The sequence below is a fragment of the Frankia torreyi genome (genome assembly GCF_000948395.1).
Classification (GTDB): Bacteria; Actinomycetota; Actinomycetes; order Frankiales; family Frankiaceae; genus Frankia; species Frankia torreyi.
On record NZ_JYFN01000035.1, the window covers coordinates 1 to 17471 of the forward strand.

The window sequence follows — 17471 nt, forward strand, 5'->3', positions numbered from 1 at the left end:
AACGATGCGCGAAGAACAACCAGCCAGGCCATGAACGGGGTAAAACAATTGGCACTGACAATCGGCACGCTGTTGAGTTCTCAAGGAGCAGGCGCTACCAGCTCTTTGCCCTTGCGGGCTTCGTTCTGGTGCTTCTTTAAGTTACTCGCCTCTTCGTTCGGTGTCAAATCGCTCTGTTTTGTGCGAGATGAACCTTTTTCGAACAGGTCTTGCTTTTTCTCACTTACCCTTGCGGGGTTCGCGTTGGTGCTTTTTTAACTTACTCGGCCTCTTCGTTCGGTGTCAAATCGCTTCGTTTTGTGCGAGATGAACCGTTTCGAACAGGTTTTGCTTTCATGCGCGCCTGAGACAATCCGCCCTACGGTGATTGGCTCCTGCGATGTTTCTAGGTTACGAGCTTTGGCTGGATTGTGTCAAATCGCTCCGGCTTTCGATGTTTTCGCACCGACCTGCCGGCGATTGCCACTTTCACACCGTATCGCACCGTCCGCGGCCCGTTTCCTCGGGGGGTCTGTGCCCCCTCGGAGGAGATGTGGTCCTGCGCGACATCGAGCTCTTTGCGGAGCTCGGTGGGCGACGAAGGAGAACTATACACGAGGAGGGGCGCCGTGGGCGACCCCGAGGGCATAACTTTCTGGCACCGCCGACGGACGGTGCGTTAGCCCTCGTCCCGGTCCGACGGCCGGGACGTTCGGGTGGTTCCGACCCTGCTGGACACCCACCGACTGGCGTCGAACCACAGTCCGTTGCCGTCTGCCCAGGTCAACGTCCGACTCCTCGACCCGGTTCCCGGCCCGCCCGCCCAAGCCCTCGGTGCGCTCTGCCGGGTTGATGCCCGGTACCCACGCCACCCAAACCTTCCTTCGCGGACCGAGGCTGATCGGCACCCCGTCCGGGGGTGAACGGGGAAGCCGCCGGCGTACGGGTCTGCCGACCCGCGGCTGTTCCATAAGGCCGCAGGCCTCGCCTCCGACGGGTCGACCGAGCGCCGGACGAGGACGACGGGCTCTCGGACGGTGGATCGGTCGCACCCCGAGGCCGACCTCGGGCGCACCGGTCGACCGTGGGTCCCCCGACATGCTGGGATGGATCCGACGCGGGTGCCATGCCGCGATCGCCCCGGATTCCGGCGTCGGCCAGGCCCGGCCGAGCCGCACTCGTCGGCGTCGCAGGCCGGGCACTACGGCCGCCAGGCCGGATTCTCCCCGCGACAGCCGGCGCGTCCAGCCGAGTCCCGGCCCGGAGCGCGGCGGGACGGCGCAGGGCCGCGTCCCGACCGGATGCCGCCGGCGCCAGTCCGCGCAGAGAGGCGGAAGCGTGGTCGTCGCGCGCAACGGAACCCCTGCCGGGCGCCTGCGCCGGCCCGGCACCGCACGGGCGGCCGGGAGACCAGCACGGTTGTCCGAAGAGACCAGCACGGTTGTCCGGGAGAGGAGTGACGAGGTGTCGATGCTCGGCCGAGCCACCTGGCGGGAGCTCGGAGACGACCGCCCGCTGCTGGTGCTGCCACTGGGCAGCACCGAGCAGCATGGACCGCACCTCCCGCTCGACACCGACACCCGGGTCGCGTCCGCCGTCGCCCACGGTCTCGCGCAGCGGTTGGAGCCCCTGCTCGTCGGGGCGGCGTTGCCGTACGGAGCCAGTGGCGAGCACGCCGGGTTCCCCGGCACGGTCTCGCTGGGCACGCAGGTGCTCGAGCGGGTGGTCGTCGAGCTCGTCCGCTCGGTCGACGACACGGCTCGCGCCGTCGTACTGGTCAACGGTCATGGTGGGAACACCGCAGCCCTCTGCTCGGCCCGGCGGATCCTGGCCGACGAGGGTCGCCCGGTGCACCTGTGGGCCCCGACGGCGGCCCTGGCCGCGGCCGTCGGCGTGCCGGCGGCGAACCGCGACCTGCACGCCGGTCGCTCGGAGACCTCGCTGCTGTTACATCTGGCCCCCGACCTGGTCCGGCTGGACCTGGCCGTGGCCGGGCCCAGCCCGTCGCTCGACGACCTCCTCGCCCACGGCGTCGCCGCGCTCAGCCCCTCCGGGGTGCTGGGCGACCCGGGGGGCGCGTCGGCGGCCGAGGGCGCCCGCCTGCTCGACGCCTACGTCGACGACGCCGTCGAACGGCTGCTGGGCTGGACGCGGCGCCAGGGCCTCACACCCCCCGCGGCGCGAACCGTGGATCGGTCCGCGTGACGCGCGGCAGCGGCGGCCCGGCCTCGTCGCCGGCCCCCGTCGCGCTGATCACCGGGGCGGCGCGCGGTCTCGGGGCTGCGGTCGCCGAAACGCTCGACGCGGCCGGATACCGCCTCGTCCTTGCCGATCTGGCGGTGCCGGAGCCGCCGACGGCGGGCTACCCTTACGCGACCGGGCGAGAACTCGACGCCGTCGCCGCCCGCTGCCGCGACGCGGTGGCGGTCCGGGTGGACGTCCGCCGGCAGGCCGACGTCGACGCGGCCGTCGCCGTCGCCCGGGAGCGCTACGGCCGGCTCGACACCGCCGTCGCCGCCGCCGGCATCATCGCCGGCGGGCCCCCGATCTGGCAGACCGACGACGACTCCTGGCAGACGCTGCTCGCCGTGAACCTCACGGGTGTGTTCCACGTCATCCGGGCGGCGGTCCCGGCGTTGCTCGAGGCGCCCGCCGGCCGGTTCGTCGCGATCGCCTCCGCGGCGGGAACGCGGCCGCTGGCCCGCCTGGCCGCCTACTCCGCCGGCAAACACGGCGTCGTCGGGCTCGTGCGCAGCCTTGCCGCGGACCTCGCCGGGACGGCGGTGACGGCGAACGTCGTCTGCCCCGGCTCGATGGACACCACGATGCTGGCCGAGTCGGCGAAGATCTACGACCTGCCCGACCCGGGAGAGTTCGCCAGCCATGCCTACCTGCGCCGACTGCTGCAACCCGAGGAGGTCGCCGCCGCGGTGGCCTTCCTGTGCTCACCCGCGGCGAGCGGGATGACCGGTTCCGTGCTGGCCGCGGACGGCGGGTTCACCGGCTGAGCGCCCAGCCCGGCACCCCGCCTGACGGGGGCGCCCCATGACGAGGGCACAGCGCAACGAGGGCACAGCGCGACGGGGGCAGCGGCGCGACGGGGGTGCGGCGAGACGGCTGTCAGTCGGGCCAGCCGTAGCGTTCCGGCGCCAGGACGAAGGCGGCGGCTCCCCGCAGCGCGACACGGGCCGGATCGTCGCTGCGCCCGATGCGCATCCGCCGGACGAAGGCCAGACCGGCATGGCGCTCGAAGCCGGCGAGCAGGGCATCCCAGAAGATCGGGCCGGACTGCGCGAATCCGCCGGCCACGACGGCCGCCTCGAGGTCGAGCAGGCTGGCACTGGCGGCGAGCCCCGCGCCGACGGCAGTCCCGGCCCGGGCAAGCTCCCGGCGGGCGATCTCGTCACCGGCCGCGGCCGCGGCGGCGAGGGTGTGGCCGTCGGCCGGCTGGCCGTCGGCGGGAGTCCACCCGGCCGCCCGCGCCCGGTGCACCGTGCGCGGACCGGACGCGAGGGCCTCGACGCAGCCGCGACCGCCGCACGGGCAGTCCGGTCCGTCCACGTCCACCGGGACGTGACCGATATGGCCCGCGTTGCCGGAGGTGCCGTGGAACAGCCGGTCACCCAGCACCAACCCACCGCCGACGCCGGTCGAGACGGTCACCGCGAGCAGGTTGCGCACGCCCCGCCCCGCCCCGGCCCAGTGCTCGCCGGCGACGAGCGCGACGCCGTCGTTGTGGACCAGCACGGGCCGCCCGGGGAACAGCTCGCGCAGTCGGGGGCGCAGCGGGAACGCCTGCCAGGACGGGATGTTCAGCGGCGACACCTCACCCGCCGGCCATTGCATCGGGCCCGCGCACCCGCAGCCGACCCCGGCGACCGCGTCCGCCGTGACCTCTGCGGCCGCCAGCACCGCGCCGATGCAGTCCCGCAGCGCACCGAAGACCTCCTCGGCGGACCCGCCCGCGCCGCGGCCGGGCGTACACCCGCCCGGGTGATCCTCGGCCGGCCGGTGCACGTAAACGGGCACGGGCATGGGTCGGCGGGCGGTCGCGACGATCGTGCCGTCCGCGTCGACGATCGCGGCCGCGATCTTGGTGCCGCCGATGTCGACGGCGAGCGCGGGCCCGCCGGCGCGGCCCGGCGCCCCGAGCCCGGCCGCCGTCGCGGATGGTTCGACCCGGAATGCGCCCTGTGCCTGCGACGACAGCGACTGCGACGACAGCGACGACTGTGACTGCGACGACATCCGGACAGGATACGGAGACAACAACGGCCGGGCTCCAGCCTCGTCGGGGACGGGTGGAGGCCCGGCCGTGCCGGTCCAGGGGAACCGATCAGCCAGCCTTGCGCTTCTCGATCGCCTCGGTGAGCTGCGGGACGACGTTGAAAAGGTCGCCGACCAGCCCGTAGTCCGCGAACTCGAAGATCGGCGCCTCGGGGTCCTTGTTGACGGCGACGATCGTCTTGGACGTCTGCATCCCGGCCCGGTGCTGGATGGCACCGGAGATGCCGACCGCGATGTAGAGCTGCGGCGACACCGTCTTGCCGGTCTGGCCGACCTGGTTCTGGTGCGGGTACCAGCCGGCGTCGGTCGCGGCACGCGAAGCGCCGACGGCCGCACCGAGGGTGTCGGCCAGCTTCTCCACCAGCGCGAAGTGCTCGGCGGCGCCGAGACCGCGGCCGCCGGAGACGACGACCTGGGCCTCGGTGAGGTCCGGCCGGCCGGACTTGGCCTCGACCACCCGGTCGACGATCTTCGCGCCCTTGGCGGCGTCGGAGATCGCGACATCCACGGTCTGCTCGGCCGGCGTCGACGGCGCGGCCTCGGGGGCCGTGGAGTTCGGCCGGACGACGACCACGGCGACGCCCTTGGTGACCTTCGAGGTCACGATCGTCGAACCACCGAAGATCCCCTGGGTGGCGACCAGGTCCGCGGACAGCGCGGTGGCGTCCCAGATCAGGNCGGACTCGGTCTTGGCCGCGACCCGGGCCGCGACCTCTCGGGAGTCCGCGGTGGCCGCGACCAGCACGGCCGCCGGTGACGCCTCGCCAACCAGCTTGGCCAGCACCTCCGCCGCCGGTCCGCCGACGTAGCTCGCGATGTCGTCCGACTCCGCGACGTACACCTTGGCGGCGCCGTACTGGGCGAGGTACTCCTTGGCCTTCGCGTAGGTGCCCGGGGCACCGAGGAAGACCGCGGACGGCTCACCGAGCGTGCGGGCGAGCGTCAGCAGCTCGGCGGTGACCTTCTTGGGTTCACCGTCGGCGTGCTCGACGAGTACGAGAACTTCAGCCATCGAACAAACCCCTCAGATGAGCTTCTGCGCGGCGAGGAACTCCGCGACCTTCGTTCCGCCGTCGCCCTCGTCCTTGACGATCGTCCCGCTCGAACGCGGCGGGGCGGGCTGCGACGTGACGACCGCCGAAGCGGCGCCCGCGAGGCCGACCGCGGCGCCGTCGAGCCCGGCGTCAGCGGCGGACAGCGTCGTCAGCGGCTTCTTCTTGGCCGCCATGATGCCCTTGAACGAGGGGTAACGCGGCTGGTTGATCTTCTCGACGACACCGACGACCACCGGCAGGCTCGCCTCGACGAGGGCGTAGCCGTTGTCGGCGAGCCGCTCGATCGTCACCTTGCTCGCGCCCGGGTCCACCGTGACCTTGCGGGCCTGGGTGAGCTGGGGTAGCCCGAGGCGCTCCGCCAGCAGGGCACCGATGACGCCGCCACGGGCGTCCGAGGCCTCGGAGGAGGTGATGACGATGTCCGGGGACAGCGTCGAGATCACCTTTGCGAGCGCCGCGGAGGTCGCCAGCGCGTCCGACCCGTGCAGCGAGTCGTCCGTGAGGTGAACGGCCTTGTCCGCGCCCATCGACAGGGCCTTGCGGATCGTCTCGACCGCCTTGGCGGGCCCCATCGTGACGACGGTGACCTCACCCCCGTGCGCTTCCTTGATCTTCAGGGCCTCTTCGACCCCGTACTCGTCCATCTCGTTCATGACGTTGTCGACGCTCTTGCGGTCGACAGTCTTGTCCGCGGCGTCGAGCTTCTTCTCCGCCCAGGTATCGGGAACCTGCTTGACGGTAACGACGATGTTCACGCCTTGGGGCCTCCGTAGCCAACATCCGATGTCAGTGCTCTTGACATCGTCGCATCTGGGGCGCTCACACGCCCGATGATCGGCGGCGTGACGCGGACCGCACTGTGCCCCTGACCTGGACAGCCGGCTCGGGACGGGGATCGACTACACGCCGTCACCAAGACTAGTCCGTGCGCCCCGCTGCAGCCATACCCCGCGGTGGGCGCATCACGCCCGGCCAGTTCCCCCCAGAGCAGGACAAGGTCTCCCCCGCCGACATCGCTTTGCGGGGCATTTGTCCAATCCACCCCATCATGCACGTGCATAAGTTCCATGCACATGGATGAGCAGATGACTGGACATCCACGCTCCGTGGCCTTGTCGCGAAGCCATCCCCGCCCGCCGACAGGACACCAGAGGCATCGGTCCCGGCCGTGCGTGCATTGCGGCCGGGTTATGCACACCCTCTTCCCTTGACAGTGACCGTTCCACTACTTTCTGCCTCAGGCGGTGTGCGCGGTCGGGCCGCCGCCAACTTAGGCCGACCTAACTTCGACGGGGGACAGATGTCGAATACGCCGCCGGAAAATCCCGCACCCACCTCCCCCTTCGCGCGTCTGCTGCGCGAGGCCGGGGTATCGGACACCAGGTTCGCCTGTCAGGTGAACGCCCGCGCCCGCCAGCAGCGCCAGATCGAGCTGGGCCTGGCAAGGACGACGGTCGGTCACTGGCGACGGGGCATGCGCCCGCGCGACCCGATGGTCGCCGAGCTGGCGGCCGCCGAGATGTCGGCCGCGCTGGGCTACCCCGTCCTGCCAGCCGACCTCGGCTGGCGCGGGGAGTCCTACCGCCACGACGACCTGGGGCTGAGCGGAGCGAACGCACCTGTCGAGACCCTGCGCACCCTCGCCGGACTATCGGGGAGAGACATGCGGCGACGTGATCTTCTCCAGGACGGAACCGCCTTCATCGCGTCCGCCTTCGCCGAGCCGGTGCTCTCCAGCCTCACCGGCGTCGTCGACCGGATCGTCGGCGCGCCGCCACCGGCCGCGGGCGGCGGCGCGCTGATCCGCGACGTGACCGAGACCTTCCGCACGCTCGACGCCAAGTTCGGCGGCAGCGAGATCCGCGCCCAGGCGGTCAGCTTCCTGCACGACCAGACCCGGGCCGCCCGCGACAACCGCCCCAACCCGGACCTGTTCAGCGCCCTGGCGGAGCTGACCCAGTTCTGCGGCTGGCTCGCCCAGGACAGCAGGCGCGAGGCGCTCGCCCAGCGCTACTACATCCAGGCCCTCAGTCTCGCCGAGCATGCCGACGACGCCATGCTCGCCGGACGGATCCTGTCCGGCATGAGCGACCAGGCCGCCCAGCTCGGCCATCCGCGCCAGAGCCTGGCGCTGGCCCGGGCCGCGCTGCGCCGGTCGCTGACGCACTCCACCAGCGCGGTGCGCGCCATGCTGTACGACAAGAACGCCTGGGCGCTGGCGCGCAACGGCGACGAGGCCGGATGCCGGCGCGCCCTGGACAAGATGGACGAGGCGATCGCCCGCGACGACGGGGCCGGGCCGTCCTGGGCCGGCCATTACAACGCCGGCGACGCCGCCGAGTGCCGCGGTCACTGCCTGCGGCTGCTGGAGCGGCCGCGCGAGGCGGTGGACAGGCTGGTCGAGGCGCGCGCGTTGCAGGGCGCGGCCCGCGCACGCACCCGCAGCTACGCCGAGGCCGACCTGGCACTCGCGTACCTGAGCGGGCCGGTAGCGGAGCTGGAAGGCGCCCTGGAGGCGGGCTACCGGGCCGTCTCCGTCGCCGGGCAGGTCTCCTCGCAACGGATCGCGCGGAAACTGGCCGAGCTGGACGGGGCCCTCAGCAAGCACCCGACCGTCGCGGTGCGGGAGTGGCGCGAACAGGCCCGCCCACTGCTCCAGTCCGCCTCCGCCGCCTGACCTCCCGACGGAGGCGGCCACTCGGTGTGATCCCTCCCCCACGTGACGCACTCCCGAGGTCTGCCTCGTGGCGGCCCGGCGCTCCCGCCGGGCCGCGCGGGGGTCCCCGCCAGGTCACGCGGGTCACCCACCGCTCGGATGCCCCGGCGCGCCGGGCACTCTGGGATGGTGACATCCGCGCAGGAGTCCGGCCGCACGGCGCCGGACGCCAAGACCGACACCGGACCGGGCGACATCCCGGTCGCCGCCCCAGAGCCCAGGGCCCGCCCGGCCGTCTCGGTCGGCACCGTCATCACGGTGATCGCCTGGGTGGTCGCCGCGGGCCTCGCCCTGCTCGCCCTCGGCCGGCTGGTGCACCTCGACGACGGCCTCGACTGGCCCTACTCGGCGATCAACGCCGTCACCCCGCTGCTCTACCTGCCGGCCTACGCCACGCTCGCCGTGGCCTTCGCCCTGCGCCGCAACCTTCTGCTGATCCTGTCGGTCGTGCTGGTCGCCGTCCACCTGTTCTGGTCGGTGCCCGAGGTGCTCCCGGGCGGCGCCGAGAATGCGCCTCAGGGGTCGGCCAGGTTGCGGATCATGTCGGCGAACCTGCTGTACCACAACGCCCACGCCGACCGGCTCGGCGCGCAGATCCGCTCGGCCAACCCCGACGTACTCATCCTCGTCGAGCTCTCGCCGCTGACGCTGGCCCGGGTGAACGCCTCCGGCGCCCTGGCCGGCTTCCCCTACCGGGAGGTGCACCCGACCGACGGCGCGTTCGGCGCGGCGATCTACTCCCGCTTCCCGCTGCGCGACGCCGCCGCCCCGGTCATCGGCGGGTCGATGTCGCTGCGGGCCACCGTCGAGGTCGACGAGAACCGCCGCTTCGTGATGTACGCGGTGCACACCATCTCGCCGACGTCCGGCTCGTACACCGACCGGTGGCGCACCCAGCTCACCGCGCTGCGCCACGAGGCCCAGCACGCCACCCTGCCGGTGGTCATGGCCGGCGACTTCAACGCCACCCGCGACCACCGGCCGCTGCGCAGGCTCGTCAGCGCCGGGGTCCGCGACGCGCACGACGTCGTCGGCGGCGGATGGGAGCCGACGTGGAGCGCCCGCTCGGTGCTGCTGCCGCCGGTGCTGCGCATCGACCACGTGCTGGCCTCGCCCGCCTTCGCGGTCACCGGCTTCCAGGTCGGCCACGACTTCGGCAGTGATCACTTCCCCGTCATCGCCGACCTGGCGATGCGGTAGCGGAATCAGCGGCCGATGAACTCGGCCTTGCCGGGGCCGTGGGCGAGGAAGGACTCCATGCCGATCCGGCGGTCCTCGGTGGCGAACAGGCCGGCGAACAGGGCGGCCTCCAGGCGCAGGGCCTCGGCGAGGGCGAGCTCCGAACCGTCGTCGACGGCCTGCTTCGCCGCCGCCAGCGCCATCGCGGGGCCGGCCGTGTACCGCCCGGCGATCTCCCGGGCCCGGTCGTAGACCTCGGCCGCGGGAACGATGACGTCGGCCAGCCCGATCTCGGCGGCCTCGTCGGCACGCACCTGCCGGCCGCTGAAGATGAGGTCCTTGGCCCGCCCCGGGCCGATCAGCCGCGGCAGGCGCTGCGTCCCACCGGCCCCCGGGATCACCCCGAGGAGGATCTCCGGCTGACCGACCTTCGCGTTGTCGGCGAACACCCGCACGTCGGCGCACAGCGCGAGCTCCAGCCCGCCGCCGAGGGCGTAGCCGGTGACCGCCGCGACCACCGGCTTCGGGATGCGGGCGACCACCTCGAAGGTGGAGTTGAGGTCGCCGACCCAGGCCGACGCCTCCGCGTACCCCATCGGCGCCATCTGCTTGATGTCCGCGCCGGCGGCGAAGACCTTCTCGCCCCCGTAGATGACCACCGCCCGGATCGCCGGGTTGCGGGTCGCCTCGACGGCGGCCGCCCGCAGATCGGCGGCGACGCCGGAGTCCAGCGCGTTCATCGGCGGCCGATCCAGCCGGATGGTGCCGATCCCACCGTCGACCTCGAGCCGCACGACGCTCATCCAGGGTCCTCCCGCTCTGGCCCGCGCCCGGGCAGGCGGGGCATGGCGACACCCGGCCGGCCGCGGCGTTCGCGGGCCAGGGCCGCTCGCCACCCGGCCTGGGCGTCGGTCGCTCCAGGGGTGGGTCGCGTCGGCCGCCCGGGTCGGATCGCGCGGATCGGTGGGTGGTCGGAGGTCACGATAGGCCGACCGACGCTGATCTTCCTGCGATCGCGGCGGCGGGGGCGGGGTGGGACGGAGGCGCCCGATCGGCCCACCGGGGGCGGGGGCGTCCGTTAACGTCACCGAGGTGTCCGACGCAGGCGGCAGCACCCGCGCATCCCACGTGTCACCCCGCTCGAGCGGCGACCCGCGCCCGGGCCGACCCAGCCCGCTCGGGGTGATCTGGGACGGCGCCGGGGTCAACATCGCCGTCGCCGCCCCCGGCGCCGAGGCGGTCGAGTTCTGCCTGTTCGACGACGCCGACCGGGAGTCCCGCCACCGCCTGCCGGAGCGCGACGGCGAGGTGTGGCACGGCTACCTGCCCGGCGTCGGACCGGGGCAACGCTACGGCCTGCGCGCGCACGGCCCTTACGACCCGGGCCGGGGCCAGCGCTACAACCCGGCGAAGCTGCTGGTCGACCCGTACGCCCGGCTGCTGACCGGGGCGCTGCGGCCGGATCCGGCGATCTACGGATTCGGTGGCGGCGATCCCTACGGCTACGAGCCGGACGCACGGGACTCCGCCCCCTTCGTGCCCCGCTGCGTCGTCGCCGGCCCCGCGCGCCGGGACGGCACTCGGCGCCGGGGCCGGGGGCGGCATCCGGCGGACAACAGACCCGGGATCCCGTGGTCGCAGACCGTGCTGTACGAGGCGCACGTGCGTGGCTTCACCCGCCTTCATCCGGGCCTGCCGGCCCGGCTGCGCGGCACCTACGCGGGGCTGGCCCACCCCGCCGTGGTCGACCACCTGCACCGGGTGGGCGTCACCGCACTCGAGCTGCTGCCGGTGCAGGCCTCGGTCTCCGAGCCGGCACTGCTCGAACGTTCGAGAATCAACTACTGGGGTTACAACACCCTGGGGTTCTTCGCCCCGCACGCCGCGTACGCGGCGACCGGCGACCCGATCGGCGAGTTCCAGACGATGGTGGCGACGCTGCATGCCGCCGGCATCGAGGTGATCCTCGACGTCGTCTACAACCACAGCGCCGAGGGCAGCGAACGCGGCCCGACGCTGTCCCTGCGCGGCCTGGACAACGCGACCTACTACCGGGTGGAACCCACGGACCCGCGGCGCTACCGCGACGTGACCGGCTGCGGCAACACCCTGAACATGACGTCGCCGCACGTGGTGAAGCTGATCTGCGACTCCCTGCGCTACTGGGTGAGCGAGATGGGCGTCGACGGCTTCCGCTTCGACCTGGCCACCGCGCTCGCCCGCAACCCCGACGCCTTCGATCCCACCGCCGGCCTGCTGACGGCGATCCACGCCGACCCGCTGCTGTCGTCGGTGAAGCTGATCGCCGAACCGTGGGACGTCGGCTGGGGCGGCTACCAGGTCGGCTCGTTTCCGGCGCCGTGGGCGGAGTGGAACGGACGCTACCGCGACACGGTGCGGGACGTGTGGAACGGGCGGACCAGCGGGGTCGCCGACCTCGGCTACCGGGTGACGGGCTCGTCCGACCTGTTCGAGCACGGTGGGCGGCGGCCGTGGGCGTCGGTGAACTTCGTCACCGCCCACGACGGCTTCCCCCTGGCCGACCTGGTCTCCTACGCGGAGAAGCACAACGAGGCCAACGGCGAGGGCAACCGGGACGGGGAGTCGGACAACCGCTCGTCGAACTACGGTGCGGAGGGCCCGACCGACGACCCGACGATCCTGTCCACCCGCCGCCGGGTGCGCCGCGGACTGCTGGCCACGCTGCTGTTGTCGGCCGGGGTGCCGATGCTGCTGGCCGGCGACGAGTTCGGCCGGTCTCAGGGCGGCAACAACAACGCCTACTGTCAGGACAACCCCGTGTCCTGGCTGGCCTGGCCGGGCTCCGAACCCAGGCCCAGGGCCGGAGCCGGTGCCGCAGCCGGTGCCGGGGCCGGTGGGCGCGACCCCGCCGGGCCGGACCCGGCGCTGCTACGCCTGGTCAGCGGCCTGATCTCGCTGCGTCGCCTCGAGCCGGCGCTACGCCGCGAGGTGTTCTTCCACGGCGGCGAGTCAGGCCCCGGCCGGCTCGCGGACATCACCTGGTTCCGCGCCGACGGGCAGGTGATGTCCACGGCGGACTGGAACGCGCCGAAGGTCGTCACGCTGGTCGCCCACATCGCCGCGGGTGCCCCCTCGAGCGCACGGGCGGGCGCCCCCTCGAGCGCCACCTCGGACGCCACCGAGGAGGCAGGGCGCGATGGTGGGTGCGCGCCGGGCGTGCTGGGCGTGATCCACCCCGATGGCGCGGACACCACCATCACCCTGCCCGCGGCGCCGTGGGCGCAGCGCTACGACCTGCTGCTCGACACCGCAGACGAGGATCTCGCGGGTTTCCCGGCGACCCTGGCCGACCCTCGCCGGACCCTGCTGCCCGGCGCCGTCGTGCCCGTCCGCGCCCGCAGCGTCCTGCTGCTGCGGGCGCATCCTCCGGCCTGATCAGCCAGCCGGGGCCATCAGGGTTGGCGCCCGCCGAGCCGGCGGCCGGAGGCCGGCGGCCGGGCGACGGGCGACGGGCGACGGGCGGGTGACGAGTCGGCGAGCTACGGGTTGGCGACGAGACCCAGCTCGGCGACGCTCGCGGTGAGGCGGTGGCGGGGCAGCACCCGCACGGTGTAGCCGAACGGGCCGGTGCGGCCCAGCGGGATCGTGCCCTCGTAACGAGGCCCGCCCTCGCCCTCGCCGGCGAGCTGCAACGACAGCACCTCCGGGGCGAGGATCCGGTCGGTCTGGTCGATCCGGCCGTAGGAGGCGAGGACGTCGACGTCGTCGGGGGCGAGCCCGCCGAGGTCGATCGTGGCCCGCACCACCAACGACTGGCCCACCTGGGGGGTGTCGCCGAGTCCGGCGGAGTCGACGTTGAGCACCCGCACCCCCGGCCAGGCGGCGCGGACCCGGCTCTTCCAGGCGGCGAGGTCGCGGGCACCAGCCAGGCCGTCGGCGGCGACGGTCCGGGCGGAGACGCCGGCCGGCACGTAGTACCGCTCGACGTACTCCTGCACCATCCGGCTGGCCAGCACCTGGGGGCCGAGGCTGGACAGGGTGTGCTTGACCATCGCCGTCCAGCGCCGCGGCGCGCCGTCGCCGGCGTCGCGGTCGTAGAACCGCGGGGCGACGGTGTTCTCCAGCAGGTCGTACAGGGCTGCGGACTCGATGTCGTCGCGCCGGTCGGGGTCCTCGACGCCGTCGGCGGTCGGGATCGCCCAGCCGTTCTGGCCGTCGAACATCTCGTCCCACCAGCCGTCCCGGATGGACAGGTTGAGGCAGCCGTTGAGCGCCGCCTTCATCCCGGACGTGCCGCACGCCTCCAGCGGGCGCAGCGGGTTGTTCAGCCAGACGTCCGAACCGGAGTACAGGAACCGCGCCATGCCGATGTCGTAGTCGGGCAGGAACACGATCCGCGCGCGCACGGCCGGGTCGTCGGCGAACTGGACGATCTGCTGGACGAGCTGCTTGCCGCCGTCGTCGGCGGGGTGGGCCTTGCCGGCGATGACCATCTGGATCGGCCGCTGCGGGTGCAGCAGCAGCCGGCGCAGCCGGTCGGAGTCACGCAGCATCAGCGTGAGCCGCTTGTAGGACGGCACCCGGCGGGCGAAGCCGATGGTCAGCACGTCGGGGTCGAAGACGGACTCGACCCAGTCGAGCTCGCCGGGGGCGGCGCCGCGCTCCAGCCAGGAGGCGCGCACCCGGCGGCGGACCTCGCCGACGAGCCGCTCCCGCAACTGGCGGCGGGTGGCCCAGATGACCTCGTCGGGCAGGGCGGAGATCTTGGCGAAGCCGGCCGCGTCGTCGGCGAGCAGCCCGGGGCCGGGCTGGCGGTCGGCCAGCTCGATGACGGCCCGCGACACCCAGGTCGGGGCGTGCACGCCGTTGGTCACCGAGCCGATCGGCACCTCGGCCGAGTCGAACCCGGACCACAGGCCCGCGAACATCTCCCGGCTGACGATGCCGTGCAGCTTGCTGACGCCGTTCGAGCGCTGGGCGAGGCGCAGGCCCATGTGCGCCATGTTGAACACGTTCGGGTCGGACTCGACCCCCAGCTCCAGGACCCGTTCGACCGGCACGCCGGGCCAGGAGTTGTCCCCGCCGAAGTGGCGGGCGACGAGGTCGCGGGGGAAGCGGTCGATGCCGGCGGGCACCGGGGTGTGCGTGGTGAACAGCGTGCCGGCGCGGGCGGCCTCCAGCGCCTCGTCGAAGCTGAGCCCGGTCTCGACGAGCTCGCGGATCCGCTCCAGGCCGAGGAAGCCGGCGTGGCCCTCGTTGGTGTGGTAGACCTCCGGCGTCGGCGTGCCGGTGACGGCCGCGTAGGCGCGCAGCGCCCGGACACCGCCGATGCCCAGCAGCATCTCCTGCAGCAGTCGGTGGTCGGTGCCGCCGCCGTAGAGCCGGTCGGTCACCCCCCGCTCGGCCGGCTGGTTGTCCTCGACGTCCGAGTCGAGCAGCAGCAGCGGAACCCGCCCGACCTGCGCCTTCCAGATCTGCGCGTGCAGGGTGCGGCCCTCGGGCAGCCCGACGGCCACCTTCACCGGCACGCCGGCGGCGTCGGTGAGCTGGGTCAGCGGCAGCCCGTGCGGGTCGATGCCCGGGTAGCGCTCCTGCTGCCAGCCGTCGCGCGACAGGGACTGGACGAAGTAGCCCGCCCGGTAGAGCAGCCCCACGCCGATGATCGGCACGCCGAGGTCGCTGGCGGTCTTGAGGTGGTCGCCGGCGAGGATGCCCAGGCCGCCGGAGTACTGCGGCAGCACCTCGGTGATGCCGAACTCCGGCGAGAAGTACGCGATCGCCGCCGGCGCGCCCGGCAGCTGCTGCCGCTGGTACCACAGGTCGGCGGAAAGGTAGTCCTGGAGATCGTCCGCGATGTCGGTGAGCCGGCGCACGAAGCGGCGGTCCGCGGCGAGCGCGACGAGCCGATCGTGATCGACCTCGCCGAGCAGACGTACCGGGTCACCCTTGGTGGCCCGCCAAAGCTCGGGATCGACCGACTCGAACAGGTCCAGCGTCTCGGGGTGCCAGGACCAGCGAAGATTCAGGACAAGTTCCCCCAGTGGAGCAAGCTGCTCGGGGAGCTGCGCACGGACGGTGAACCGTCGTAGGGCTCTCACGAAGACGTGAGCTTAGAGGAGTGCCGGTGACGTGGGCGCACCCGGGTTCGACCGGCGGGTTACGTTCTCCGAACAACTCGCCGCCCGGCCGAACGACCAGTCGGAATCCTCCGGAATTGCACTCCTGAGACCGACCGGTCTTGCTACTCGTCGTCGGGCCCGGCGGCCACCTTCGCGGCGAGGGCGGACATGACCGCGGGGTCCCGCAGGGTCGTGACGTCGCCGAGCTCCCGCCCCTCGGCGACGTCCCGCAGCAACCGGCGCATGATCTTGCCGGACCGGGTCTTCGGCAGGTCGTCGGCCCAGACGATCCGCCGCGGCCTGGCCAGCTTGCCGATGCGCCGGGCGACGTGCTCACGCAGCTCGGCCTCGACGGCGGAGTCGCCGACCCGCTCGCCCGCCAGCGTCACGAACGCGACGATCGCCTGGCCGGTCTGCTCGTCGGCCTGCGCGACGACGGCGGCCTCGGCCACGGCCTCGTGGGCGACGATCGCCGACTCGACCTCGGCGGTGGACAGGCGGTGCCCGGAGACGTTGATGACGTCGTCGATCCGGCCGATGATCCAGAAATAGCCGTCGGCATCGAGCCGGGCCGCGTCCCCGACCACGTACGTCCTCGGGCCGAAGCGGGAGAAGTACGTCTCGACGAAGCGCTTGTCGTCCTTGTACAGGGTGCGCAGCATCGACGGCCACGGCTGGGTGATCACCAGAATTCCGGTGCCCTCGGTGACGGGCCGGCCGTCCTCGTCCAGCAGCGCCGGGCTGATCCCGGGCAGCGGCCTCGTCGCCGATCCCGGCTTGGTCGGGGTAACCCCCGCCAGGGGCGAGATGAGCACCGACCCGGTCTCGGTCTGCCACCAGGTGTCGACGATCGGGCAGCGGCCACCCCCGATCACCAGGTGGTACCACAGCCACGCCTTCGGGTTGATCGGCTCGCCGACCGTGCCGAGCACCCGCAGCGAGGACAGGTCGTGGCGGGCGGGGTACTGCGCGCCCCACTTGATGCAGGTGCGAATCGCCGTCGGTGCCGTGTAGAAGACGGTGACCCTGTACTCCTCGATGATCCGCCACCAGATGTCGTGGTCCGGATAGTCCGGGGCGCCCTCGAACATCACGCTGGTGACGCCGTTGGACAGTGGTCCGTACACGATGTAGGAGTGGCCGGTGATCCAGCCGACGTCGGCGGAGCACCAGTAGACGTCGGTCTCCGGGTCGAGGTCGAAGACCGTCCGCAGGGTGTAGGTCGCCCCGAGCAGGTAGCCCGCGGTGGTGTGCAGGATGCCCTTCGGCTTCGCCGTCGAGCCGGAGCTGTACAGGATGAACAACGGATGCTCCGCCGGGAGCGCCACCGCCGGGCACACCGGGTCGGCGGCGGCGAGCAGCTCGTCGTACCAGACGTCGCGGCCGGCGGTCATCGGCACCTCGGCGGCGTTCTCCCCCGGGCCGCGGACCACCACGATGTGCTCCAGCGCGGGCAGATCGCCGAGCTCGACGTCGACGGCGGCCTTCACCGGCGACCGGCGCCCCTTGCGCCGCGCCCCGTCGACGGTGATGAGCACCTTGGCGTCGGAGACCTCCATCCGCTCCCGGACCGCTGACGGTGCGAAGCCGCCGAAGACCACGTTGTGGACTGCGCCGATCCGGGCGCAGGCCAGCATCGCGGCGGCCACCTCGGGGATCATCGGGAGGAAGATGCCGACGACGTCCCCGGCCCGGACGCCGAGGGACAGCAGACCGTTCGCCAGCCGCTGGGTCTCGGCGAGCAGGTCGGCGTAGGTGACGTCGCGGTGCTCGCCCTCCTCGCCGCGCCAGTGGAACGCGACCCGCTCGCCCCGGCCGGCCTCGACGTGGCGGTCCAGGCAGTTGGCCGACAGGTTCAGCTCGCCGTCGGCGAACCACGTGTAGAAGGGCGGGTTCGTGTCGTCGAGCACCTGGGTGAACGGCTTGTCCCAGGTGAGCAGCTCGCGGGCCGCGGCGGCCCAGAACGCCTGCGGGTCCGCCGCGGCGGCGGCCCGGTCGGCGTCCACGGGCCGGCGTCGGGTGAACCCCGCCGGTGGATCGAAGCTCTCCACCGACAGCAGGCCCTCCAGCGTGGCCTCCAGATCGTTCGTGGCGCTCGGGTCGGTCGTGGCGCTCACGCCCGGATCGGTCACGGTTCCTCCTGGACGAAACGGT

12 protein-coding genes and 1 pseudogene are annotated in these 17471 nt (G+C 72.7%); 6 read left to right on the forward strand and 7 right to left on the reverse strand.

Annotated elements, in window-relative coordinates:
• From FF36_RS36420 to FF36_RS20025, 3 genes are all read left to right on the forward strand, one after another.
• On the forward strand, window positions 1-258 hold a 258-nt coding region (locus FF36_RS36420), incomplete at its 5' end, for a hypothetical protein (protein ID WP_206778465.1).
• A gap of 1191 nt (window positions 259-1449) precedes the next feature.
• A complete protein-coding gene (mftE, locus tag FF36_RS20020; protein WP_044886701.1) occupies window positions 1450-2184 on the forward strand; it encodes a mycofactocin biosynthesis peptidyl-dipeptidase MftE in 735 nt (244 codons plus the stop codon).
• Window positions 2181-2987 (forward strand): mycofactocin-coupled SDR family oxidoreductase, encoded by an 807-nt coding sequence (locus tag FF36_RS20025; RefSeq protein ID WP_044886666.1) that lies wholly within the window; start codon window positions 2181-2183, stop codon window positions 2985-2987. Before mftE ends, FF36_RS20025 begins: the two co-directional genes overlap by 4 nt.
• Before the next feature lie 112 nt (window positions 2988-3099).
• Here the strand turns inward: FF36_RS20025 and FF36_RS20030 are convergent, their stop codons facing one another.
• The 4 genes and pseudogenes from FF36_RS20030 to FF36_RS20040 form a co-directional block, all read right to left on the reverse strand.
• Window positions 3100-4227, reverse strand: coding sequence for an ROK family protein (locus FF36_RS20030; protein ID WP_082122078.1), 1128 nt, complete (start codon window positions 4225-4227; stop codon window positions 3100-3102).
• 88 nt (window positions 4228-4315) lie between these two features.
• Window positions 4316-4943, reverse strand: a 628-nt coding sequence (locus FF36_RS20035) for an electron transfer flavoprotein subunit alpha/FixB family protein (protein ID WP_242422656.1), incomplete at its 5' end; no start/stop codon positions are given.
• 1 nt (window position 4944) lies between these two features.
• Window positions 4945-5278, reverse strand: a pseudogene (locus FF36_RS38535) (electron transfer flavoprotein subunit alpha/FixB family protein); the annotation flags it as partial.
• Window positions 5279-5290: 12 nt separating this feature from the next.
• Entirely contained in the window at window positions 5291-6076 is a 786-nt protein-coding gene (locus FF36_RS20040) for an electron transfer flavoprotein subunit beta/FixA family protein (RefSeq protein WP_044886668.1), read from the reverse strand.
• Window positions 6077-6621: 545 nt separating this feature from the next.
• On the opposite strand from FF36_RS20040, the gene FF36_RS20045 reads away from it, so the two are divergent.
• Window positions 6622-7998, forward strand: a complete 1377-nt coding sequence (locus FF36_RS20045; RefSeq protein ID WP_044886669.1) for an NsdA family TPR-like regulatory protein — start codon at window positions 6622-6624, stop codon at window positions 7996-7998.
• A 165-nt stretch (window positions 7999-8163) separates the two neighbouring features.
• Entirely contained in the window at window positions 8164-9237 is a 1074-nt protein-coding gene (locus FF36_RS20050; protein ID WP_044886670.1) for an endonuclease/exonuclease/phosphatase family protein, read from the forward strand.
• Window positions 9238-9242: 5 nt separating this feature from the next.
• Here FF36_RS20050 and FF36_RS20055 read toward each other — a convergent pair whose 3' ends face one another.
• Window positions 9243-10019 carry an enoyl-CoA hydratase/isomerase family protein gene (locus FF36_RS20055; RefSeq protein WP_044886671.1) on the reverse strand — a complete coding sequence of 259 codons (777 nt, stop codon included), beginning with the start codon at window positions 10017-10019 and terminating at the stop codon, window positions 9243-9245.
• Between the two features lie 325 nt (window positions 10020-10344).
• Here FF36_RS20055 and glgX point away from each other — a divergent pair, with 325 nt between their 5' ends.
• Window positions 10345-12633, forward strand: coding sequence for a glycogen debranching protein GlgX (gene glgX / locus FF36_RS20060; protein WP_044886703.1), 2289 nt, complete (start codon window positions 10345-10347; stop codon window positions 12631-12633).
• 104 nt (window positions 12634-12737) lie between these two features.
• Here the strand turns inward: glgX and glgP are convergent, their stop codons facing one another.
• Both glgP and acs read right to left on the reverse strand, forming a co-directional pair.
• Window positions 12738-15296 (reverse strand): alpha-glucan family phosphorylase, encoded by a 2559-nt coding sequence (glgP, locus tag FF36_RS20065; protein ID WP_044886672.1) that lies wholly within the window; start codon window positions 15294-15296, stop codon window positions 12738-12740.
• Window positions 15297-15439: 143 nt separating this feature from the next.
• A complete protein-coding gene (acs, locus tag FF36_RS20070; RefSeq protein ID WP_044886673.1) occupies window positions 15440-17449 on the reverse strand; it encodes an acetate--CoA ligase in 2010 nt (669 codons plus the stop codon).
• Window positions 17450-17471: the final 22 nt, after the last annotated feature.